The 21,316-nt window shown below is 71.1% G+C and carries 15 protein-coding genes; 10 read left to right on the forward strand and 5 right to left on the reverse strand.

Annotation, left to right across the window (positions count from 1 at the left end; translation table 11 throughout):
* The 3 genes from glgX to AOK17_RS30320 all read left to right on the forward strand — a co-directional run.
* The coding region (gene glgX / locus AOK17_RS30315; RefSeq protein ID WP_055615767.1) for a glycogen debranching protein GlgX at positions 1–2,028 on the forward strand (2,028 nt) is incomplete at its 5' end.
* Between the two features lie 67 nt (positions 2,029–2,095).
* A complete protein-coding gene (locus AOK17_RS54060) occupies positions 2,096–2,191 on the forward strand; it encodes a putative leader peptide (RefSeq protein ID WP_388358966.1) in 96 nt (31 codons plus the stop codon).
* Positions 2,192–2,336: 145 nt separating this feature from the next.
* Positions 2,337–3,749: a sulfatase family protein gene (locus AOK17_RS30320; RefSeq protein WP_055615768.1), complete on the forward strand. Its 1,413-nt coding sequence runs from the start codon at positions 2,337–2,339 to the stop codon at positions 3,747–3,749.
* Positions 3,750–3,771: 22 nt separating this feature from the next.
* On the opposite strand, the gene AOK17_RS30325 is transcribed toward AOK17_RS30320, so the two are convergent.
* The 4 genes from AOK17_RS30325 to AOK17_RS30340 are packed head-to-tail and all read right to left on the reverse strand — an operon-like array spanning position 3,772 to position 7,501.
* Positions 3,772–4,461 (reverse strand): response regulator, encoded by a 690-nt coding sequence (locus tag AOK17_RS30325; protein ID WP_055615769.1) that lies wholly within the window; start codon positions 4,459–4,461, stop codon positions 3,772–3,774.
* A complete protein-coding gene (locus AOK17_RS30330) occupies positions 4,451–5,704 on the reverse strand; it encodes a sensor histidine kinase (RefSeq protein WP_055615770.1) in 1,254 nt (417 codons plus the stop codon). Before AOK17_RS30330 ends, AOK17_RS30325 begins: the two co-directional genes overlap by 11 nt.
* A 25-nt stretch (positions 5,705–5,729) precedes the next feature.
* The gene (locus tag AOK17_RS30335; RefSeq protein ID WP_055615771.1) at positions 5,730–6,524 is read right to left on the reverse strand and encodes an ABC transporter permease; all 795 of its coding nucleotides are present in this window, start codon (positions 6,522–6,524) and stop codon (positions 5,730–5,732) included.
* The gene (locus AOK17_RS30340) at positions 6,521–7,501 is read right to left on the reverse strand and encodes an ABC transporter ATP-binding protein (RefSeq protein WP_079053360.1); all 981 of its coding nucleotides are present in this window, start codon (positions 7,499–7,501) and stop codon (positions 6,521–6,523) included. The genes AOK17_RS30335 and AOK17_RS30340 overlap by 4 nt, the downstream gene beginning before the upstream one ends.
* A gap of 269 nt (positions 7,502–7,770) precedes the next feature.
* Between AOK17_RS30340 and AOK17_RS30345 the strand changes: the two genes are divergently transcribed.
* The 7 genes from AOK17_RS30345 (at position 7,771) to AOK17_RS30375 (ending at position 20,292) form a co-directional block, all read left to right on the forward strand.
* A complete protein-coding gene (locus AOK17_RS30345; RefSeq protein WP_055615773.1) occupies positions 7,771–9,696 on the forward strand; it encodes an ABC transporter ATP-binding protein in 1,926 nt (641 codons plus the stop codon).
* The gene (locus AOK17_RS30350; protein ID WP_055615774.1) at positions 9,693–11,549 is read left to right on the forward strand and encodes an ABC transporter ATP-binding protein; all 1,857 of its coding nucleotides are present in this window, start codon (positions 9,693–9,695) and stop codon (positions 11,547–11,549) included. Before AOK17_RS30345 ends, AOK17_RS30350 begins: the two co-directional genes overlap by 4 nt.
* Positions 11,550–11,652: 103 nt before the next feature.
* Complete coding sequence (locus tag AOK17_RS30355; protein WP_055615775.1) at positions 11,653–13,434, forward strand: ABC transporter transmembrane domain-containing protein; 1,782 nt, start codon at positions 11,653–11,655, stop codon at positions 13,432–13,434.
* Positions 13,431–15,203, forward strand: coding sequence for an ABC transporter ATP-binding protein (locus tag AOK17_RS30360; protein ID WP_055615776.1), 1,773 nt, complete (start codon positions 13,431–13,433; stop codon positions 15,201–15,203). The genes AOK17_RS30355 and AOK17_RS30360 overlap by 4 nt, the downstream gene beginning before the upstream one ends.
* Positions 15,204–15,651: 448 nt before the next feature.
* Positions 15,652–17,688, forward strand: a complete 2,037-nt coding sequence (locus AOK17_RS30365; protein ID WP_055615780.1) for a M4 family metallopeptidase — start codon at positions 15,652–15,654, stop codon at positions 17,686–17,688.
* A 366-nt stretch (positions 17,689–18,054) separates the two neighbouring features.
* Complete coding sequence (locus AOK17_RS30370; protein WP_055615777.1) at positions 18,055–19,707, forward strand: M4 family metallopeptidase; 1,653 nt, start codon at positions 18,055–18,057, stop codon at positions 19,705–19,707.
* A 72-nt stretch (positions 19,708–19,779) separates the two neighbouring features.
* Positions 19,780–20,292 (forward strand): DUF1990 domain-containing protein, encoded by a 513-nt coding sequence (locus AOK17_RS30375; RefSeq protein ID WP_055615778.1) that lies wholly within the window; start codon positions 19,780–19,782, stop codon positions 20,290–20,292.
* Between the two features lie 88 nt (positions 20,293–20,380).
* Here AOK17_RS30375 and AOK17_RS30380 read toward each other — a convergent pair whose 3' ends face one another.
* The gene (locus AOK17_RS30380) at positions 20,381–21,004 is read right to left on the reverse strand and encodes a DUF4328 domain-containing protein (protein WP_245697448.1); all 624 of its coding nucleotides are present in this window, start codon (positions 21,002–21,004) and stop codon (positions 20,381–20,383) included.
* Positions 21,005–21,316: the final 312 nt, after the last annotated feature.

Consider the following 21,316-nt stretch of genomic DNA (forward strand, 5'->3'; position numbering starts at 1 on the left):
AGCCCCGGCAGCGGCTCCGAGATCCGGGTGCCCCTCACCGAACTGACCCACGAGATCTGGCACGGCTTCGTGCCCGGCGTGCGGCCCGGGCAGCGGTACGGCTTCCGGGTGCACGGCCGCTGGGACCCGTGGACCGGCGCCCGCTGGAACCCGGCGAAGCTGCTCCTCGATCCGTACGCCCGTGCCGTGGACGGCGACTTCACGCTGCCGCCCGAGGTGTACGGGCATGTGCGCGACTGGCCCCAGCAGCAGGTCGCGGACACCGTCCGCGACGACCGGGACTCCGCTCCGTACGTCCCCAAGGGTGTCGTCGTCCACGACGACGCGCCCGACGACGAATGGACGGACGACCGCCGCCCGAAGACGCCCTGGGCGGACTCGGTCATCTACGAACTGCACGTGCGCGGCTTCACCAAACTGCACCCGGACATCCCGGAGGAACTGCGGGGCACGTACGCGGGATTGGCGCACCCGGCGGCGATCGAGCACCTGGTGAAGCTGGGTGTGACGGCGGTGGAGCTGCTGCCGGTGCACCAGTTCGCGCACGAGGACCATCTGCTGCGCCGGGGCATGAAGAACTACTGGGGCTACAACTCGATCGGCTACTTCGCGCCGCACGCCGGGTACGCGGCCTCGGGGACGACCGGCCAGCAGGTCGGCGAGTTCAAGAGCATGGTGCGCGCGCTGCACGCCGCCGGTATCGAGGTCATCCTCGACGTGGTCTACAACCACACGGCGGAGGCGGGCGAGCTGGGCCCCACGCTGTCGCTGCGCGGCATCGACAACCGCGGCTACTACCGGCTGCAGAGCGACGCCCGGCGGTACACGGACTACACCGGCTGCGGCAACACGCTCCACGTCGTACAGCCGCACGTCCTGCGCCTGATCACGGACTCGTTGCGCTACTGGGTGACGGAGATGGGGGTGGACGGCTTCCGGTTCGACCTGGCGGCGGCGCTGGCCCGTTCCATGCACGACGTCGACATGCTGTCCCCGTTCCTTGCCGTCATCGCCCAGGACCCGGTGCTGCGCCGGGTGAAGCTGATCGCCGAGCCGTGGGACGTCGGCTCCGGCGGCTATCAGGTGGGCGCCTTCCCGCCCCTGTGGACCGAGTGGAACGACCGCTACCGCAACGCCGTACGGGACTTCTGGCGGGGCGCGCTGCCGGACGTACGGGATCTGGGCTACCGCCTTTCGGGGTCGAGTGACCTGTACGCGTGGGGTGGCCGACGCCCGTACGCGTCGGTCAACTTCGTTACGGCGCACGACGGCTTCACCCTGCGGGACCTGGTGTCGTACGAGCGCAAGCACAACGAGGCCAACGGAGAGGGCAACCGGGACGGCACGGACGACAACCGCGCCTGGAACTGCGGCACGGAGGGCGAGACGGAGGACGCCCGCGTACGGGGCCTGCGGCGCCGTCAGCTGCGCAACCTCCTCACCACTCTGCTGCTCTCCACCGGTGTGCCGATGCTGGTCGCGGGGGACGAGCTCGGGCGGACCCAGGGGGGCAACAACAACGCGTACTGCCAGGACAACGAGATCAGCTGGATCGACTGGACCCTGCTCGACGACCCCGACTGGCGCGCCCTCTTCGACCTGACCGCCCGCCTGATCGCCCTCCGCCACGCCCATCCCGTCCTGCGGCGGCGGGCCTTCTTCTCCGGCCGCGCCCACTCGGCCGACGGGCTGCGCGACCTGGCGTGGTTCACGGCCCGCGGCGCGGAGATGACGGAACGGGACTGGTACGCGCCGGCGGCGACGCTCGGGATGTACCTCTCCGGGCGGGACATCCCCGGGCGGGACGCGCGGGGCGTACCGGTCACGGACGACAGCTTCCTGGCCGTCCTCCACGCGGGGGACCGGCCGGCGAGCTTCGTCCTGCCGGGGGCGCCGTGGGCGGAGCGGTACGAGGTCGTCGTCGACACGTCGCGGGAGGAGCAGGGGGATACGCCCGGGGTGGTGCACCGGGCGGGGGCCGCGATCACCGTGCCGGCGCGGGCGGTGATGTTGCTGAAGGTGGGCTGAGAGGTGGCTTCCGCGATCCGGACACGTTCTTGACGTCCCGACCTGCCCACTGGCAACGTCCTTTCTCATGAAGCCGTCCGCTGATCACCCGTGCGCGTGCGTCGCGCTCGTGGAGCGGCGCCATGTCGATCTGTGCCGGCAGTCCAGCGCCATCTGTCGCTGAGCCCGCGATCGCCACGCTCTCTTCCTGACCTCCTCCCCCACCTTTCCTGAGCAGCCTTCCTGAGCGCCGTCCCGGTTTCCGGAGTCCCTTCCCGGCTTTTCCCCGCGCGTCCCACCACGGGACCGCTCTGCCCCGAGGATCACGCATGCCCGAAATATCCCGTCGCACCTTCGGTGGTCTCATCGGTGGCGGCGCCGTGACCGCCGTCGCCACCGCGGCCACCACCGCCGAGGCGGCCCCAGCCGAACGGCCGTTCAAGGCCCGCCCCGGCGGGCCCGCGTCCGCCCGCCGCCCCAACCTCCTGGTCATCCTCGGCGACGACCTCGGCTGGGCCGATCTCTCCTCCTACGGCGCCCCGCACATCAGGACACCCCACCTCGACCGGCTGGCCCGGCAGGGGGTGCGGTTCACCGACGCGTACTCCGGGTCCGCGACCTGCTCGCCGACGCGGTTCAGCCTCTACACGGGGCGCTATCCGGGCCGGACGCCGGGCGGTCTTGCCGAGCCGATCGCGAACAAGGCCCAGGGGCTCGACCCGAACCACCCCACGCTCGCCTCCCAGTTGAAGAAGGCGGGCTACTCGACCGCACTGATCGGCAAGTGGCACTGCGGCTGGCTGCCCGACTACAGCCCCACCAAGTCCGGCTGGGACGAGTTCTTCGGCAACTTCGGCGGCGTACTGGAGTACTTCTCCAAGCTCGGCCAGCTGGGCACCTACGACCTCTACGAGGGCGACGCCGAGTACCAGGACCTGCGCTACTACACCGAGGTCCTCACCGAACGGGCCGTGGAGTACGTCGGCCGGGACCACGACAAGCCGTGGCTGCTGAACCTCAACTTCACGACCCCGCACTGGCCCTGGCTCGCGGAGGACGACGCGGAGACCGGTGCCGAGATCGCCGCGAAGATCCGGGCCGCGAAGAACCAGGCGGAGGTCTCCAGGGCTCTCAACCACTACGACGGCGGCTCGGTCGAGAAGTACACGCAGATGGTGGAGAGCCTGGACGCGGCCGTCGGCGAGGTGCTCGCGGCGCTGCGCAGGTCCGGGCAGGAGGAGAACACGCTGGTGCTGTTCGCCAGCGACAACGGCGGGGAGCGCTACTCCTACAACTGGCCTCTCAGCGGAGAGAAGTTCGTGCTGCTGGAGGGCGGTATCCGGGTGCCGGCCATCGTGCGCTGGCCCGCCCGGATCGACGGCCGCCAGGTCAGCCACGAGCCGAACTTCTCCCCCGACTGGACAGCCACGCTGCTGGAACTGGGCGGGGCCCGGCCCGACCCGGCCTACCCGCTGGACGGCAGGAGCCTCGCCGGATACCTGCTGCGGGACGAGGACGTGCCCGAGCGGGACCTGTTCTGGCGGGTCCGGGCCAACCGGGCCCTGCGGCGCGGCGACTGGAAGTACTACCGGGACGAGACCGGCGAGGACCACCTCTACAACCTCGCCGCCGACTCCCGCGAGCAGGCCGACCTCGGCCCGGACAGACCGGAGTTGCTGGCCGAGCTGAAGGCGTCGTGGGAGAAGATCGCGGACGGCCTGCTCCCGTACCCGACCGCGTAGTCGGGCTGCGCAGTCGGGCGGATCAGCCCAGGATTCCCCGGTCGTAGGCCGTCGCCACCGCCGCCGCCCGGTCCTTGACGCCCAGCTTCGTGTACAGGTGCGTGAGGTGAGTCTTCACAGTCGCCTCGCTGATGAAGAGTTCGCGGGCGATCTCGCGGTTGGACGTGCCCTTGGCGACGAGGGCGAGGACTTCGCGTTCGCGGGCCGAGAGGGGCTCGTTGCCGGGGGCCCGGGGCGTGCGGACCGCGGACACCAGCCGGGAGGCCACGGCCGGGGAGAGGACCGTACGGCCCTGGGCGGCGGCCCGTACGGCGGTGAACAGCTCGTCGCGGGGCGCGTCCTTGAGGAGGTAGCCCGTCGCGCCCGCCTCGATGGCGGGGATCGTGTCGGAGTCGGTGTCGTACGTCGTCAGGACGAGGACCTTGGCGCGGGCGCCCGCGCGGGTGAGGTGCGCGATGGCCTCGACACCGCCGCCGCCCGGCATGCGCAGGTCCATGAGGATCACGTCGGGGTCGAGCGCGGCGGCCTTCTCGACCGCCTCGACGCCGTTGGACGCCTCTCCCAGTACGCGGAATCCGGGCGCGGACTCGAACATGCCGCGCAGACCGTCCCGTACGACGGGATGGTCGTCCACGACGAGGAGGGAGATCGTGCCCTCTCCCGTGCCGTCGTCGCCGTCGTCCGTCGCGTCGTCTGCCCCGTCATCTGTCATGGCGTACCAACGGTACGCGAGCTGAGAGGGCCGTGCCGTGTCCCGGCTCGGTCTCGACGGTGAGGGAGCCCGCGACCCGTTCGGCGCGGGCGCGCATGCCGTCGAGGCCGAAGCCGGCGGCGGTGGAGCGGGCGGGGACGGCGAGCGGGTCGAAGCCGCGGCCGTCGTCGCGGATGTCCAGGATCACCTCGTCGCCGAGGAAGGTCAGGGTGAGGCCGAGGCGGGTCGCGTGGGCGTGCCGGGAGGCGTTGGACAGGGCCTCCTGGGCGATGCGCAGGAGGGTCGCCGAGATCTCCTCGTGGAGCTGCTCGGCGGTGCCGGTGACGGTGAACTCGGCGCGTACGCCCGTCCGTTCGCCCCATTCGGCGACCGTCTTCTTGAGGGCCTCGGGCAGTCCGTCGTTCTCCAGGGCCACGGGGGCGAGGTTCTGCACGGAGCGGCGGGCCTCGCCGAGGCTGTGGCGCGCGAGGGCGGAGGCCCGGTCGAGGTGGGTGCGGGCGGTGGGCAGGTCGGGGGCGCTCCCGACGACCTGTAGCTGGGCGATGATGCCGGTCAGGCCCTGGGCGATGGTGTCGTGGATCTCGGCGGCGAGGCGCCTGCGTTCGTCGGCGACCCCGGCCTCCCTTGCCTGGACGAGGAGTTGGGCGTGCAGGGCGGCGTTCTCGTCGAGGGCCTGTTGCAGGGCGGTGTTGGTGCGTTCGAGTTCGGCGATGGTCCCGGCCCGCTCGCGGGAGCGCTGCTCCTCCTGCTGGTTGAGGTGGCCGACCGCCATCAGCAGGACGTTGTTCGCGACCAGCATCACGCCGAACAGCACCCACTGGACCGGGCTGTGGAACGGCAGCCCGCCGGCCTGCGCGCCCGCCACCACGACGACGGTGGCGAAGAGACCGAGCCGCTGCCGGCGCGTTCCGGACATCAGCTCGTCGGTGTCGAAGTAGCCGGTGGACGCGTAGAAGGCGAAGAACGGGTTCAGCCAGGTGAGGGCGAAGGAGATCACCCAGCGCAGGACGTAGTAGACGGTCCCGCCGCGGGACGGGGTCCGGCGGCCACGGCGGGGCCCGTGCCACAGCTGGAGCGCCACCGCGGAGACCACCAGCGCCCCGGCCGCGTACCACTCGGCGGGACCCTCCATGAGCTCGCCGGCGAGGACCGAAAGGACGGTGGAGACAAGGAGCAGCCCGTAGGGACCCCAGGTGTGGACCTGGTCCCAACGGTGCTCGATCCGCTGATCCGCCTCGGTCATCTCCCCAGTCTGCACGGGCCCTCTCCTACTCCCACCGGAACCAGCGTGACGCCGCGGCCGTCAGCAGCACCGTCCAGGCCACGAGCACGCCCAGGTGGCCCCAGCCGGGCCAGTCGCCCGCCGCCGCCTGGTTCAGGGCCTCGGCCGCCGCGCCGAACGGCGTGTAGCCGACGACCCGGGCGAGTACGTCGGGCATGGTCTGCACCGGCATCCACACACCCGCGCAGAACATCGCCGGGAAGAACACGGCGGACCCGATGGCGCCCGCGATCTTCGTCGTCCGGGACAGCGCCGAGATGACCGCGCCGAGGGCGAGGGCCGCCAGCACGGCCAGGACCAGGGCCAGCGCGTATCCGAAGGGCTGCTCGGGCAGTCGTACGTCGAAGGCGAAACGGCCGACCGCGAGAGCGAGCAGGGACGACGTCAGGGCGGCCCCGCCGTACAGCAGCATCTGCGCGGACAGCAGGGCTGCGGGGCGGACCGGGGTGGTGGACATCCGGCGCAGGATGCCGCGCTCGCGGTAGCCGGTGAGGGTCTGCGGCATCGCCTGCAGACCGCCGACGGTCAGGCCGAGCAGCACGCTCACCGGGACGTAGGCGTCGACCGGGCGCAGTCCGCCGAAGTCCGGGTCGGCGTCCCGGAAGGCGGGGATCGAGCCGAGGATCACCAGCAGCAGGGTCGGGAACCCGAGGATCCAGAAGAGGCTGCCGGGCTCCCTGCGGAAGAGGCGGACCTCGCTCTTCAGTACGGCTGGGTTGACGAGGGCCGTCTTTCCGAGGGCCGTCCTTCCGAGGGCGGTGTTTCCGAGGGCCGTGCTCATGCCGCCGCCTCCTTCGTGGTGTCGTTGCTCGGGGCCTTGGTGGCGTCCTCGGTCGCGCCCGTGGTCGTGGTGGCGTCCTTCGTGAGGTCGAGGAACGCGTCGTCCAGCGTGGCGTCGGTGACGCGGAGTTGGTGGGCCGTGACGTGGGTGCGGGCGAGGAGGGTGATGACGGCGTTGACGGTCTCGTCGGTGCCGGACAGGGTGACGCGGCCGTCCTTGTACTCGACCGACGCGAGCCCCGGGAGCGCGTTCAGGTCGCGGTCGTCCAGGCGGGCGGACGGGGTGAAGCTGATGACGGTGGCGCCCGCCGAGCGGCGGATCAGACCGGCCGGGGTGTCGAGCGCTGCCACCCGGCCCTTGTCGATCACGGCGATCCGGTCGCAGAGCCGTTGCGCCTCCTCCATGAAGTGCGTGACGAGCAGGACGGTGACGCCGTTCGCGCGGATGTCCTCGATGAGTTCCCAGGTGTCGCGGCGGGCCCGCGGATCGAGGCCGGTGGTCAGCTCGTCGAGGACGACGATCCGGGGGTTGCCGATGAGGGCGAGCGCGATGAACAGGCGCTGCTTCTGGCCGCCGGAGAGCTTGGCGAAGCGGGTGGTGAGCTTGTCGGTGAGGCCGAGGCGTTCGGCGAGGGGCCGCCAGTCGAGCGGGCGGGTGTAGAAGGCGGCGTACAGCTCCAGGGCCTCCCGGACGGTGAGTTTGGCCTGCAGTTCGCTCTCCTGGAGCTGTGCGCCGAGCACTTGGCGGGTGGCGGCGTGCTCGGTGACGGGGTCGAGGCCGGTCACCCGGACACGGCCCGCGTCGGGCACGCGCAGGCCCTCGACGCATTCGACGGTGGTGGTCTTGCCGGCGCCGTTCGGGCCGAGGACGCCGAAGATCTCGCCCTCCTCGACCGTGAAGGAGACGCGGTCGACGGCGGGCCTGCCGCCGTAGGACTTGCGCAGATCGGTGACCTCGATCATGGGTGTGGATGCCATGCTCCGAGCGTCCCGCCGGGGCGGGGTCCCCCACATCGGCCGTCCCGCTCGAACGCACATCAACCGATCGGTTGATGCCGTCGTACGACCCGGCCGCATCGTGCGTACGACCCGCCCGCCCCGCGCGGACGCCTCTCCCGCCCTGCGCGTACGACCCTCTCGCCCGCGCGTACGACCCGTCGAACACGCAGGTCGTAGGACCAGCGGCGGATCCGGGACCGGCCAAAACTCGGTGGGCGTTGTCAGTGCCGATCCGTAGGCTCGCGTTGATGCCCACTACACCCGCGCCCGCCGCCGACACCCCTGCCGAGGAAGCCACAGAAACCGAACCGGCCAGGAGCCGTTCCGCCGTACGAAGCCTGCTGCGCCTGTGGCCGTACGTGCGGCCCGTGCGCGTCCGGCTCTTCACGGCGGCCGTCGTCGCGGTCCTCGCCTCGTGTACGGGGCTGGTGATTCCGCTCGTACTGAAGTGGATCGTGGACGGGCCGGTGGCCGACCGGGACACGGGCGGGGTGTGGCTCGGGGCGCTGTACCTGCTGCTGCTCGGGCTCGCCGAGGCGGTGCTGTTCGGGCTGCGGCGGTGGCTGGTGGCCCGGCCGCTCGCCGGGGTCGAGGCGTCGATGCGGGCGGATCTGTACCGGCATCTGCAGCGGCTGCCGGTGGCGTTCCACGACCGTTGGCCCTCGGGGCAGTTGCTGTCGCGCGGCACGACGGATCTGATGCTGCTGCGCATGTTCCTCGCCTTCCCGCTGACGTTCCTGCTGGTCAACGGCGTGACGATTCTGATCGGCTTCGTCATCATGCTGGCCCAGGAGTGGACGCTCGGGCTGGTGCTGCTCGCGCCCGCCGTGCCCGTGATGATCGTCTGCTGGCTCTTCGAGAAGCGGTACTCGAAAGTGGCGCGGCAGGCGCAGGACCAGGTCGGCGATCTGACGACGCTCGTCGAGGAGAGCGTGCTCGGCATCCGGATCATCAAGGGCTTCGGGCGCCACCGCAGTCAGGCCCTCGCCTTCCGGGACCTCTCCCGCACCCTGCGCGGCACGGAGCTCGCCAAGGCGCGGCTGCTCGCATGGATCTTCGCGGCGATCACGATCCTGCCCGAACTCGCCATCGGCGCGGCGCTCGTGCTCGGGACGGTGCAGGTGGCCGACGGCGACCTGTCCACCGGCACGCTGGTCGCCTTCCTGTCCACGGCTCTCGCGCTGCGCTGGCCCATCGAGTCGATCGGCTTCCTGCTGGCGATGAGCCAGGAGGCGGCGACGGCGACGGAGCGGTACTTCGAAGTGATGGACGCGGAACCGGAATCCGGGGCCGACGGCACCGGCACCTCCTCCGCGCTCCTCGCCTCACAAGCCCCCGGCCCGGACCCCGGCGGACTCCGTTTCCACGCCGTCCGGTTCCGTTACCCGGACGCCCCGGCCGGCTCCGCTCCCGTACTCGACCGCATCGACCTCCACATCCGCCCCGGCGAGACCATGGCCCTCGTGGGCGGGACCGGCACCGGGAAGACGACGCTCACCGCGCTGGTCCCCCGGCTGCACGAGGTCACGGCGGGCCGGATCACCCTGGACGGCCAGGACATCACCGAGATGCCCCGGGAGACGCTGCGCGCACTCGTGGCGGTCGCCTTCGAGGAGCCGACCCTCTTCTCCGCGAGCGTGGGGGAGAACGTCCTCATGGGCGCCGGGGCCCACGCGGGCGAGACCGAGCTGAACCGCGCCCTGGCCGTCGCGCAGGCGGACTTCGTGCACGCGCTCCCCCAGGACACGGACACCCAGGTCGGCGAGCAGGGCCTCAGTCTCTCCGGCGGCCAGCGCCAGCGCCTCGCCCTGGCCCGGGCCGTGGTCGGCAGACCCCGTTTCCTCGTGCTGGACGACCCCCTGTCGGCCCTGGACGTGCACACGGAGGCCCTGGTCGAGGCGGCCCTGCGCCGCGTCCTCGCCGACACGACCGCCCTCGTCGTGGCCCACCGCCCGTCCACGGTCATGCTCGCCGACCGGGTGGCCCTGCTCTCCGAGGGCCGCATCACCGCCGTCGGCACGCACCACGAACTGCTGCGTACGAGCGCGGAGTACGCCTGGCTGATGTCCGGAACGGCAGAGACCACAGAGCCGACGACAGAGACGGCGAAAGAGACGGCGAAAGAGACGACGGCTGAGACGCCGAAAGTGACGTTCGAGGGGGACAAGCGATGACGGCGCCCACGACCACCGCGCCGACCGACGAAGAGGACCGGCCGGCACCTCCGCCCAAGAACGGCGACCCCTTCGACCGCGACGCCCTCCCCGCTCCCCCGCGCGCCACGGCCGGCCTCCTGCGCTCCCTGCTCGCGCCGATGAAGGCCCGCGTCGTCCTCGCCGCGGTCCTGCTGCTGCTCCAGCAGGCGGCCGTGCAGGCGGGCCCGCTCCTCGTGGCGTACGCCATCGACCGTGCCGTACCGGCCTTCCGCGGCGACGACCACGGTCCGCTGATCGCCGTGGCGGTCGCCTACGTCCTGGCGTCGGTGGCGGCCGGCACGCTCCAGTACTGCTTCGTCCGCACCTCCGCCCGCGTCAACCAGGACGTCCTGCTCGACCTGCGCGGCAGGATCTTCCGGCACGCTCAGGCGCTCAGCGTCGACTTCCACGAGCGCTACACCTCGGGCCGGCTCATCTCGCGCTCCACGACGGACGTCGAGTCGCTGCGCGAACTGCTCAGCGAGGGCCTCCAGGAGCTCATCACCGTCATCCTGTCGTTCGTCTACATCTCGGCGCTGCTGCTCTGGCTCGACCTGGGCCTCGGCTCGGTCGCCGTGGCCTCGTTCGTGCCGCTGTACCTCCTCATCCGGCTCTACCGGCGCCGCGCCGGAGCGATCTACAGCGTCCGCTCGACCGCCATCGCCGCCGTCATCGTGAAGTTCGCGGAGACGATGAACGGCATCAGGCCGGTGCGCGCGTTCCGCCGCGAGGCCGTCAACGACGCGGACTTCCACGTACTCAACAGCCGCCACGAACGCGTCAACGGCGACGCGATCCTGGAGATGGCCCGCTATGTCATCGGCTCCCGGCTCGTCGCCAACACGGCGGTCGCGGGGATCGTGCTGTGGGGTGCCTACCGGGTGGCGTCGGGCTCGCTGGCGCTGGGTGTGCTGGCCGCCGCGGTGCTGTACCTGCGCCGGCTGTACGACCCGATAGACCGGCTCGGCATGTTCCTCAACTCGTACCAGTCGGCAGCCGCGTCGCTGGAGAAGATCGCGGGTCTGCTGGCCCAGGTTCCTTCGGTGCCGGAGCCCGCGCGGGCGCGTTCGCTGCCGGAGCTCGTCTCCGAACACCCGGGCCGCGAGGTCGAGTTCACCGACGTCCGCTTCGCTTACCGCACCGGCGGCGAGGTGCTTCCGACCTTCTCGCTGACCCTCCCGGCGGGCCAGACCGTCGCCGTGGTCGGCTCCACGGGCGCGGGCAAGTCGACGCTCGCCAAGCTCCTGGCCCGCTTCTACGACCCCACGGACGGCCGGGTCCTCCTCGACGGCGTCGACCTGCGCGAGCTGTCGGTGCGCGAACTGCGCCGCGGGGTGGTGATGGTGACGCAGGAGGCCTTCCTCTTTTCCGGCACGGTCGCGGAGAACATCGCCATCGGCCGCCCCGACGCCTCCCGCGAGGACATCGAGCGGGCCGCGAAGGCCATCGGCGCCCACGACTTCATCAGCGCCCTGCCGGACGGCTACGACACGGACGTACGCAAGAGGGGTGGCCGTATCTCGGCCGGTCAGCGTCAACTCGTCGCGTTCGCGCGGGCGTTGCTCGCTGATCCGGCGGTCCTGATCCTGGACGAGGCCACCAGTTCGCTGGACGTGCCGGGCGAGCGGGCCGTCCAGCGCGCGATGGACACGGTCCTGCGCGGCCGGACGGCGGTCGTCATCGCCCACCGGCTGTCGACCGTCGAGATCGCCGACCGGGTGCTGGTCATGGAGCACGGCCGCATCGTCGAGGACGGCAGTCCAGCCCAACTCGTCGCGGACACGGGCAGGTTCGCGGACCTGCACCAGGCGTGGCGGGACAGCCTGGTCTGACAGCCCGGTCCGACAGCCCGGTCCAGCGGAAACAGCGAGTGAGCCGAACGCCCGGAAGCCGAACGCTCAGAAGCCGAACGCCCGGAACAAGAAAGGCAGCTGCATGGTCGACGCGTACGGGGATCCAGGCACGCCCGACTGTCGCGGCGGAGCGCGGTATCTCTGGTGGCTGGTCGCCAGGCAGCCGGGCCGGGCCGCCGCGGGGGCGCTCCTTGGCACCGTCTGGATGGTGCTCAGGGCGCTGACGCCGTATCTGCTGGCCCGCGCGATCGACGACGGCCTCGAACCGGGCGACCTGGCGGCGCTGGCCGGCTGGACCGCCGCGCTGCTGGGCCTGGAGGTGTTCAACTCCTGGCTGAGCGTCATGCGGCACCGCACGATGACCAGGCTCCGGATGGACGCCAACTTCCGGTCGGTCAAGCTCGTGGTGGGGCAGGCGACCCGGCTGGGCGCCACGCTGTCGCGCCGGACGGGAGCCGGGGAGGTCGTCACCATCGGCGTCGGTGACGTGCAGACGATCAGCCAGTCCCTGACGGTGGTCGGCCCGGGCGTGGGCTCGGCCGTCGCCTACGTCGTCGTGGCCGGACTGCTGCTGTCGGTCTCGCTGCCGCTGGCCGCGGTGGTGCTGCTCGGGGTGCCGGTGATAGTCGTACTCGTCGGTCCGCCGATGGGGCGGCTGCGGGGCGCGGAGACGGAGTACCGCGAGCGGCAGAGCGTGCTGACGGCGCGGATCGGCGACCTCGCGGGCGGGCTGCGGGTCCTCAACGGCCTTGGTGGCAAAGGGCTGTTCGCCGACGCCTTCCGCCGTGACTCGCAGCGGCTGCGGGTGCAGGGGTACCGGGTCGGGTCGGTGACCAGCTGGATCCAGGCGCTCGGCGTCGGGCTGCCGACCGTGTTCCTGGCCGTCGTTACGTGGCTGGCGGCCCGGCTCGCCGCTCAAGGGTCCATCACGATCGGCGAGTTGGTGTCCGTGTACGGCTATGTCGCGGTCCTGGTGGCGCCGGTGGCCTTCTTCGTCGAGTGCGGCTACCAGCTCAGCCGGGGTGTGGTGGCCGCCCGGCGCGTCGTACGGTTCCTGTCCCTGGAGCCGATGGAGACGGGCCGCACCTCCGTGGACGCGCCGGCCGAGCCCTCCGTACTGCACGATCCGCAGTCCGGTGTGCGGGTGGCGCCCGGCAGGCTGACCGCGCTGGTCGGCGCCCGTCCGGCGGAGTCCGCCGCCGTGGTCGACCGGCTCGGCCGGTTCACCGCGTCGGCGGCGACCTGGGGCGGCGTACGCCTCGACGCGATCGCCCTGCCACAGATCCGGGCGCGCATCCTGGTCGCGGACAACGAGGCCGACCTGTTCGCGGGCACCCTGCGCGACCTGGTCTCGGGGCGTGGGGACCCCGACGAGGAGACCGTCGCCCGGGCGGTGCACGCGGCCGTGGCCGACGACGTGGTCCTCGGGCTCCCGGACGGGCTCGACTCGGCCGTCGACGCGCAGGGCCGCAGTCTCTCCGGAGGCCAGCGGCAGCGCGTACGCCTGGTGCGGGCGCTGCTCGCCGACCCCGAGGTGCTGCTCGCGGTCGAGCCCACCTCGGCGCTGGACGCGCACACCGAGGCGGCCGTCGCCGCCCGGCTGCGTGCGGCGCGCTCCGGCCGCACGACCGTCGTGACCAGCACCTCGCCGCTCGTCCTCGACCAGGTGGACACCGTGTACTACCTGGTCGACGGCAAGGTCGCGGCCGTCGGCGGCCATCAGGAACTCCTCGACGGGGAGCCGGGCTACCGCGCGCTGGTGGCCCGCGACGGGGACGCGGACCTGGACGTGGACGACACGGACGCCGACGAGTCGGGCCTGGCCGCGGCATCGGATCTGGACGCAGAGGAGGCCGTGCGATGACCGCGCAGCTGCCGGTCGCCGAACCGGCCGACGTACGCAGGGCCGCGGGCCGGCTGATCCGCGCGGACGGCCGCGCCTTCGCCGTCGTGCTCGCGCTGAACGCGCTGGCCGCCGCTGCCGGTCTGGTCGGTCCGTGGCTGCTCGGCCGCATCATCGACGAGGTCCGGGCCGGTGGCGGCGTGGCCGTCGTGGACCGCCTCGCACTGGTCATCCTGCTGTGCGCGCTGGGGCAGTTGCTGCTGGCGCGCGGCGCCCGGTACGTGGGGTACCGGTTCGGGGAGCGGACGCTGGCGCGGGTGCGCGAGGAGTTCGTCGAGCGGACGCTGGCCCTGCCCGCCTCGGTCGTGGAGCGGGCGGGCACGGGCGATCTGACGGCCCGGGGCACCGCGGACGTCTCCGCGGTGGGCACGACCCTGCGCGACGCCGGTCCCGAGCTGCTGATCTCCTCGGTCCAGTGTCTGTTCCTCCTCGGCGCGGTCTTCGCGCTCGACCCGCTGCTCGGCGGCTGCGCGGTGCTCGCCCAGGCCGGTATCTGGGTGGCGCTGCGCTGGTATCTGCGCCGGGCGCGCACCGGCTATCTCGCCGAGGGGGCCGCCACTTCGGAGGTCGCCGAGATCCTCACGGCCACCGCGTCCGGCGGGCGCACGGTGGAGGCGTTCGGACTGCAGCGGCGGCGGATCGCCGCGAGCCGGGACGCGCTGGAGACGTCCCGGCGCACCCGGTTGTACACGCTGTACCTGCGGACCGTGTTCTTCGTGGTCGTGGAGATCTCGTTCGTGCTCCCGGTGGCCGTCGTGCTGCTGGTCGGCGGAGTCCTGCACGAGCGGGGCACGGTGAGCCTGGGCGCCGCGATCGCGGCGGCCCTGTATCTGCGGCAGCTGGAAACACCGCTGGACCAGGTCCTGATGCGGGTCGAGCAACTGCAGGCCAGCAGCGCCTCGTTCGCCCGGGTGGAGGGCCTCGGCCGGGCGCCGCGGGCCGTCCCGTCCGGCTCCCCGGCTCCGGCGGACGACCGGATCGACGTGACGGACGTGCGCTACTCGTACGACCGCGGGGGCGAGGTCCTGCGCGGGGTGGACCTGACCGTGCGGCCGGGCGAACGGCTGGCCGTGGTCGGGCCCTCCGGTGCCGGGAAGACCACCCTGAGCCGGCTGCTGGCGGGCATCGATGCGCCGCGCTCCGGCTCGGTGACGGTCGGCGGGGTGCCGATCGTCGACCTCGACCCGGAGCAGCTGCGGCGGCAGGTCGTCCTCGTCACCCAGGAGCACCACATCTTCCTGGGCACGGTCCGCGACAACCTGCTCATCGCCGAACCGTCCGCCGGTGACGCCGAGTTGTGGGCGGCCCTCGCGGCGGTCGGCGCCGAAGACTGGGTCCAGGAGCTGCCGGACGGCCTCGGCACGGAGCTCGGGCCCGACAGTCCGCACCGCGCGGACGGCTCCCGGGCGCAGCAACTGGCCCTGGCCCGGGTCGTGTTGGCCGACCCCCACACGCTGATCCTCGATGAGGCCACGGCGCTCCTGGACCCGGCGACCGCACGCCACACCGAGCGCGCGCTCGCCGCCGTCCTCGAAGGCCGCACCGTCATCGCCATCGCCCACCGCCTGCACACCGCCCACGACGCGGACCGGGTCGCCGTGATGGAGGACGGCCGCCTGACCGAACTGGGCACCCACGACAGCCTGGTGGCCGCCGACGGTGCGTACGCGTCCCTGTGGCACTCGTGGCACGGCGAGCGACCGGGGCTTCCCGACCAACGGCCTTCATGAGCCAGGCCTTTCGTGCGCCTGAGCCTGCGTGGGCCTGGTCCTTCACGGGCCTGAGCCTGCGTGGGCCTGTGCCCGCCTGAGCCTGTGCCCGCCTGGGCCGTCCGTCCGGCAACGAGTCCGTATACCGAACATGACCACCCGGACAACGAACCGTTTCCAGCCAACTTGTTGATGCGCACCTGACAGAGAGCGCAATCTCCTGCCACTCTTCCCACGACCACTGCACAGCAACCTCACAAGAACCGCTGTGCCGTGGTGGACCCCCACGCACGCCCGCACGTGCCCCATGCAAGTGGTTCCGCGTTCCGCCTTGTTCTGCCCGGACGGATCCCAACCGTCCGGTCCCCCCTGGCCGCGCGATCCGCGATCCGCGGCCACGCAGAAGGAGTCCGTGTTGAGACGCACCTCCCACAGACGCACCTCCCACACCGCAGGCACTTCTCAGACCGTGGGTAACTCCCGTTCCGCGTTCGCCTCCCGTTCCACCCGGCGCAAGGCCGCCGCCGGCGCGCTCGTCGCCGTCGCCGCCCTGCTCGCCGCGGCCGTCCAGACGGGCGCCGCCACCGCCGACAGCAAACCCGCCCCGGGCAAGCTCGACAAGGGCTCGCTGTCCATCAAGCTCTCCCCCGCCCAGCGCGCGGCGCTGATCCGTGACGCCGACTCGGCGAAGGCGGACACGGCGGAGGAACTCGGCCTGGGCGCCAAGGAGAAGCTCGTCGTCCGTGACGTCGTCAAGGACGCCGACGGCACCGTCCACACGCGGTACGAGCGCACGTACGCCGGACTCCCGGTCCTCGGCGGCGACCTGGTGGTCGACACCGCCAAGTCGGGGAAGACGGAAGGCGTTACGCGTGCGGTGAAGGCCCAGCTCAAGGGCATCACCACCAGCGCGGCGGTGAAGCCCGCCGTCGCCGAGAAGCAGGCTCTGAAGGCCGCCTCGGCGGAGGGCTCGAAGAAGACCGAGGCGGACGGCGCGCGCAAGGTGATCTGGGCGGCCGACGGCACGCCGAGCCTCGCGTACGAGACGGTCGTGGGCGGTCTGCAGCACGACGGCACCCCGAACGAGCTGCACGTCATCACGGACGCGGCCACCGGCAAGAAGCTCTACGAGTACCAGGCCGTCGAGACCGGCACCGGCAACACCCAGTACAGCGGCTCGGTGACCCTCGGCAGCGCCCAGTCCGGGTCGACGTACAACCTCACGGACACGACGCGCGGCAACCACAAGACGAACAACCTGAACCGCGGTACGTCGGGCACCGGCACGCTCTTCTCCGGCGCCGACGACGTCTGGGGCAACGGGGCCGCGTCGAACCTGGAGACGGCGGGCGCGGACGCCCACTACGGGGCCGCGCTGACGTGGGACTACTACAAGAACGTGCAGGGCCGCAGCGGCATCCGCGGTGACGGGGTCGGCGCGTACTCCCGCGTCCACTACGGCAACAACTACGTCAACGCGTTCTGGCAGGACTCCTGCTTCTGCATGACGTACGGCGACGGCTCGGGCAACGCCAAGCCGCTCACGTCGATCGACGTGGCCGCGCACGAGATGACGCACGGCGTCACCTCCAACACCGCGGGCCTGGTCTACAGCGGTGAGTCGGGCGGCCTGAACGAGGCGACCTCCGACATCTTCGCGGCGGCCGTCGAGTTCTACGCGGCCAATTCGCAGGACGTCGGCGACTACCTGGTCGGCGAGAAGATCGACATCAACGGCAACGGGACGCCACTGCGCTACATGGACAAGCCGAGCAAGGACGGCGCGTCCAAGGACAGTTGGTACTCGGGCATCGGCTCGATCGACGTCCACTACTCCTCGGGCCCGGCGAACCACTTCTTCTACCTCCTCTCGGAGGGCAGCGGCACCAAGACCGTCAACGGCGTCTCCTACGACTCGCCGACCTCCGACGGCCTGCCGGTGACCGGGATCGGCCGCGAGAAGGCCGCGCTGATCTGGTTCAAGGCGCTCACCACGAAGTTCACCTCGACGACCAACTACGCGGCGGCCCGCACCGGCACGCTCGCGGTCGCGGGTGAGCTGTACGGCACCACAAGCGCCGAGTACACGGCGGTGCAGAACGCGTGGGCCGGCATCAACGTCGGCGCCCGGCCCGGCGGCGGGGGCGGCGGCACGTCGTTCGAGAGCACGACGGCCGTATCGATTCCGGACAACGGAGCGGCGGTGACGTCGTCGATCGCGGTCACCGGCCAGGCCGGAAACGCCCCCGCCAACCTGATCGTCACCCCGAACATCACGCACACGTGGCGCGGTGACCTGGTGGTCGACCTGGTGGCGCCGGACGGCACGAGCTACCGCCTCAAGCCCTTCAGCTCCTCGGACTCGGCGGACAACGTCACCGAGCCGTACACGGTGAACGCGTCCTCCGAAGTCGCCAACGGCACCTGGCAGTTGAAGGTCCAGGACCAGGCGGCGCAGGACACCGGCAGGATCAATGGCTGGAAGATCACCTTCCCGCAGGCGTAACCGATCCGGGTGAGTCCCGGCCACACAGACTCACCCCGGCTCACACTCGCAGGGCGCCGCCCCGGGGATCCAACTCCCCGGGACGGCGCCTTTTTTGCCACGCCATTGCCCTGTCATTGCCCCGGCCTTGCGACGCCCTTCCCCACCTTTTGCCAGGCCTTTGCCGCGATCAAGTCCGCAATCCGTACGCGGATCTTCGGGCAGCGGACGATTTCCGGCCAACCTTTATTCGCCCCGCTGACATGTACAGGACTCAACTGGCAACGTTCACCTCGCATCACTGCTCACGGCACACCCGCACCGCAACTTCACAACCGCCCGACCGGTCCCCCATGCCAGTCGGACACCCCCCACGAAGGAGCTTGCGTGACCCCCCTCTACGCGCGTCACAAGCGCACCACTCTGGCCATCGCCACCGCAGTCGCGGCCGGAGCCCTGCTCACCACCGGTCTGACCACCGGTGCCTCCGCCCAGTCCCCGGCCGAGCAGTCCGGCGGGTCGACCCTCGCCGCGGCGCCGGTCCAGCTGACCGCGGCAGCCCGTACGAGCCTCATCCAGAAGGCCGACGCCGCCACGGCGGACACGGCCGACGAGATAGGTCTCGGCGCCGAGGAGAAGCTGGTCGTCAGAGACGTCGTCAAGGACGCCGACGGCACGACGCACACCCGGTACGAGCGCACGTACGACGGACTCCCGGTCCTCGGCGGCGACTTGGTCGTCCACGAGACCAAGGCCGGCAAGACCCAGGGCGTGACCAAGGCGACCAAGGCCGCCATCAAGGTCTCCGACGTCACCCCGGACATCGCCAGGTCCACCGCCGAGAAGCAGGCGTTGAAGGCGGCGAAGGCCGAGGGCAGCACGAAGTCGGCGGCCGACAAGGCGCCCCGCAAGGTCGTCTGGGCGGCCGACGGCAAGCCGACCCTCGCCTACGAGACGGTCGTCGGCGGCTTCCAGCACGACGGCACCCCGCAGCAGCTGCACGTCGTCACCGACGCGCAGACGGGCAAGAAGCTGTACGAGTGGGAGGCGATCCAGACCGGCACCGGCAACAGCCAGTACTCCGGCAAGGTCACCATCGGCACCTCGCTGTCGGGCTCGACGTACCAGCTGAACGACACCGGTCGCGGCGCCCACAAGACGTACAACCTCAACCGGGGTACGTCCGGCACCGGCACCCTCTTCACCGACGCGGACGACACCTGGGGCACGGGAGCGGCCTCGAACACCCAGACCGCCGCGGTCGACGCGCACTTCGGCGCTCAGGCCACCTGGGACTTCTACAAGAACGTCCTCGGCCGCAGCGGCATCAAGAACGACGGCAAGGCCGCCTACTCCCGCGTCCACTACGGCAACGCGTACGTGAACGCCTTCTGGGACGACAGCTGCTTCTGCATGACGTACGGCGACGGCTCGGGCAACGCCAAGCCGCTCACGTCCCTCGACGTGGCGGGCCACGAGATGACGCACGGCGTCACGTCGAACACCGCGGGCCTCAACTACAGCGGTGAGTCGGGCGGCCTGAACGAGGCCACCTCCGACATCTTCGGCACGGCGGTGGAGTTCTACGCCGCCAACGCGTCCGACGTCGGCGACTACCTCATCGGCGAGAAGATCGACATCAACGGCAACGGCACCCCGCTGCGCTACATGGACAAGCCGAGCAAGGACGGCGCGTCCAAGGACAGCTGGTCCTCCAGCCTGGGCGGCATCGACGTCCACTACTCCTCGGGCCCGGCGAACCACTTCTTCTACCTCCTCTCGGAGGGCAGCGGCGCCAAGACGATCAACGGCGTCAGCTACAACTCCCCGACCTCCAACGGCTCGACGGTCACCGGCATCGGCCGCGACAAGGCGGTCAAGATCTGGTACAAGGCGCTCACCGAGTACATGACGTCCACGACGAAGTACGCGGGCGCCCGTACGGCGACGCTGAACGCGGCGTCGGCGCTGTACGGCGGCACGGCGAGCACGGAGTACAAGGCGGTGGCGGCGGCCTGGTCCGCGGTGAACGTGGCCTGACTGTCGAATAGTTGAGCGTGGGCGGTACCCGGAACGAAGGCATTCCCGGGTACCGCCCTACTCTTGGTTCCCATGCCCTACACGTACGAGGACGTGGGTGCGACCCGCGACGGCCGGTGCCCACCCGGCTTCCATCCCCTGCACGTCCGCAGCCGCATCGGCGAGGGCCAGGAGGTCTTCAAATCCGCCTCCCAGGCGGTCCTGACCTGGGACCTCCACAGAGCCGTGGGCGTCAAAATCACCACGGACGCCCCGCAGGCGGCCCCCGGCGTCGACGTCACGGTCGGCCTGGGCATGCTCCAGGCCCCCTGCCGCATCGTCTGGACGGTCGACGAACCCCGCCGAGCCGGCTGGGCCTACGGCACCCTCCCCGGCCACCCCGAATCCGGCGAGGAAGCCTTCATCGTCGACCGCACGGGCGACGGCACAGTCTGGCTGACGATAACCGCCTTCAGCCGCCCGGCGAAGTGGTACGCGAAGGCGGGCGGGGCGGCTACGCGGGGGTTGCAGCATGCTTACGCACGGCGGTGCGGGGTGGTGCTGCGGAAGATGTGCGAGGACCCGAAGGGCGACTTCCTGGCGTAGCCGAGCGCAGACGGTTCCGCCGAAGCGGACTCATGCGGATCAGTCGCACTCGACCGCGTCGACTCCACGAAACACCCCGGGTCGGCCCTCAGACCGAGACGTACGGCCCCTCGGCAGCCTTCAGCCGCTGCATGGCCGTAAGCCGGACGGCGAAGTGCACGGCGGCGGCCGCCGCGGCGACTTCCAGGATGTCGGCGACCAGCACCTGGAGCACGGCACTCTGGATCTCCGCGATGTCTTCGGCGTTCTGGTAACGCAGCTCGGCGTACCGCCGGAACAAGTTCTCCGTGACGAACAGGCCCCACCACAGGTTCACCGGCCAGTAAGAGACCTTGCGCTGCTCGCCGTCGACCGGCAGCCGCGTGCTCGCGCCCCACATGTCCACCGCGATCCGATAGGGCATCCATAGATGGACCAGCGGGATGAGCCAGGATCCGATCGCCCAGCCGGGGCCGTTGCGGAACCGGTCAGGCCCGAGCACCCCGGCGTAACGGCGCATCCCGTAGAACCAGATGACGAAGCCGATCGCGCAGGCAATGAACGTGTACCCCTGGAGCTCCCCGGCGGTCTCGTAGAGCGAGTACGCCTCGTCCACCTCTTGTTGCGAGGCAAGGACGACCCCCTCCTCCCCGTCGAGCAGTGCGTACAGCCGGACGCCGACGTAGACGGCGAACAGGTCACTGAGCGACACGGCCACGAGCAGCGCCGCCACTCCGACCAGGAGAAAGCGCGGAGGTCGTAACTCCCGGCCGGGCAGCGCGGGACGCGGATGGAGATCGTTCGATGCGGAAAAGATGGTGGCCCCCACAGGCACGAGAAAGGAGCAAGAGTAAAGACCAAGAGACAAGAAAAGAGACCAGATTCGTCCGCGGAAGAGCGCCCAACGAAGGAAGGTTCGTCGCCCGCAAACGGCCCGTTGCGGCAAGCTGGGTTACCAGGCACACCTGCGTCGGGAAGGCAGGACCCTTGCCGAGCCAGACCTACTCATATCTCATTTGGTCCGCACCGGGAAACCCTCGACCTC

The sequence above is a fragment of the Streptomyces phaeochromogenes genome, assembly GCF_001418655.1.
GTDB lineage: Bacteria > Actinomycetota > Actinomycetes > Streptomycetales > Streptomycetaceae > Streptomyces > Streptomyces phaeochromogenes.

Excerpts from the sequence above, each read along its gene's own strand:
- AOK17_RS30330 (WP_055615770.1), bottom strand. The coding sequence starts at position 5,704 with ATGACCGAGGCGGATCAGCGGATCGAGCACCGTTGGGACCAGGTCCAC.
- AOK17_RS30360 (WP_055615776.1), top strand. The coding sequence starts at position 13,431 with ATGACCGCGCAGCTGCCGGTCGCCGAACCGGCCGACGTACGCAGGGCC.
- AOK17_RS54060 (WP_388358966.1), top strand. The coding sequence starts at position 2,096 with ATGAAGCCGTCCGCTGATCACCCGTGCGCGTGCGTCGCGCTCGTGGAG.
- AOK17_RS30375 (WP_055615778.1), top strand. The coding sequence starts at position 19,780 with ATGCCCTACACGTACGAGGACGTGGGTGCGACCCGCGACGGCCGGTGC.
- AOK17_RS30335 (WP_055615771.1), bottom strand. The coding sequence starts at position 6,524 with ATGAGCACGGCCCTCGGAAACACCGCCCTCGGAAGGACGGCCCTCGGA.
- AOK17_RS30325 (WP_055615769.1), bottom strand. The coding sequence starts at position 4,461 with ATGACAGATGACGGGGCAGACGACGCGACGGACGACGGCGACGACGGC.
- AOK17_RS30345 (WP_055615773.1), top strand. The coding sequence starts at position 7,771 with ATGCCCACTACACCCGCGCCCGCCGCCGACACCCCTGCCGAGGAAGCC.
- AOK17_RS30320 (WP_055615768.1), top strand. The coding sequence starts at position 2,337 with ATGCCCGAAATATCCCGTCGCACCTTCGGTGGTCTCATCGGTGGCGGC.
- AOK17_RS30340 (WP_079053360.1), bottom strand. The coding sequence starts at position 7,501 with ATGGCATCCACACCCATGATCGAGGTCACCGATCTGCGCAAGTCCTAC.
- AOK17_RS30355 (WP_055615775.1), top strand. The coding sequence starts at position 11,653 with ATGGTCGACGCGTACGGGGATCCAGGCACGCCCGACTGTCGCGGCGGA.
- AOK17_RS30350 (WP_055615774.1), top strand. The coding sequence starts at position 9,693 with ATGACGGCGCCCACGACCACCGCGCCGACCGACGAAGAGGACCGGCCG.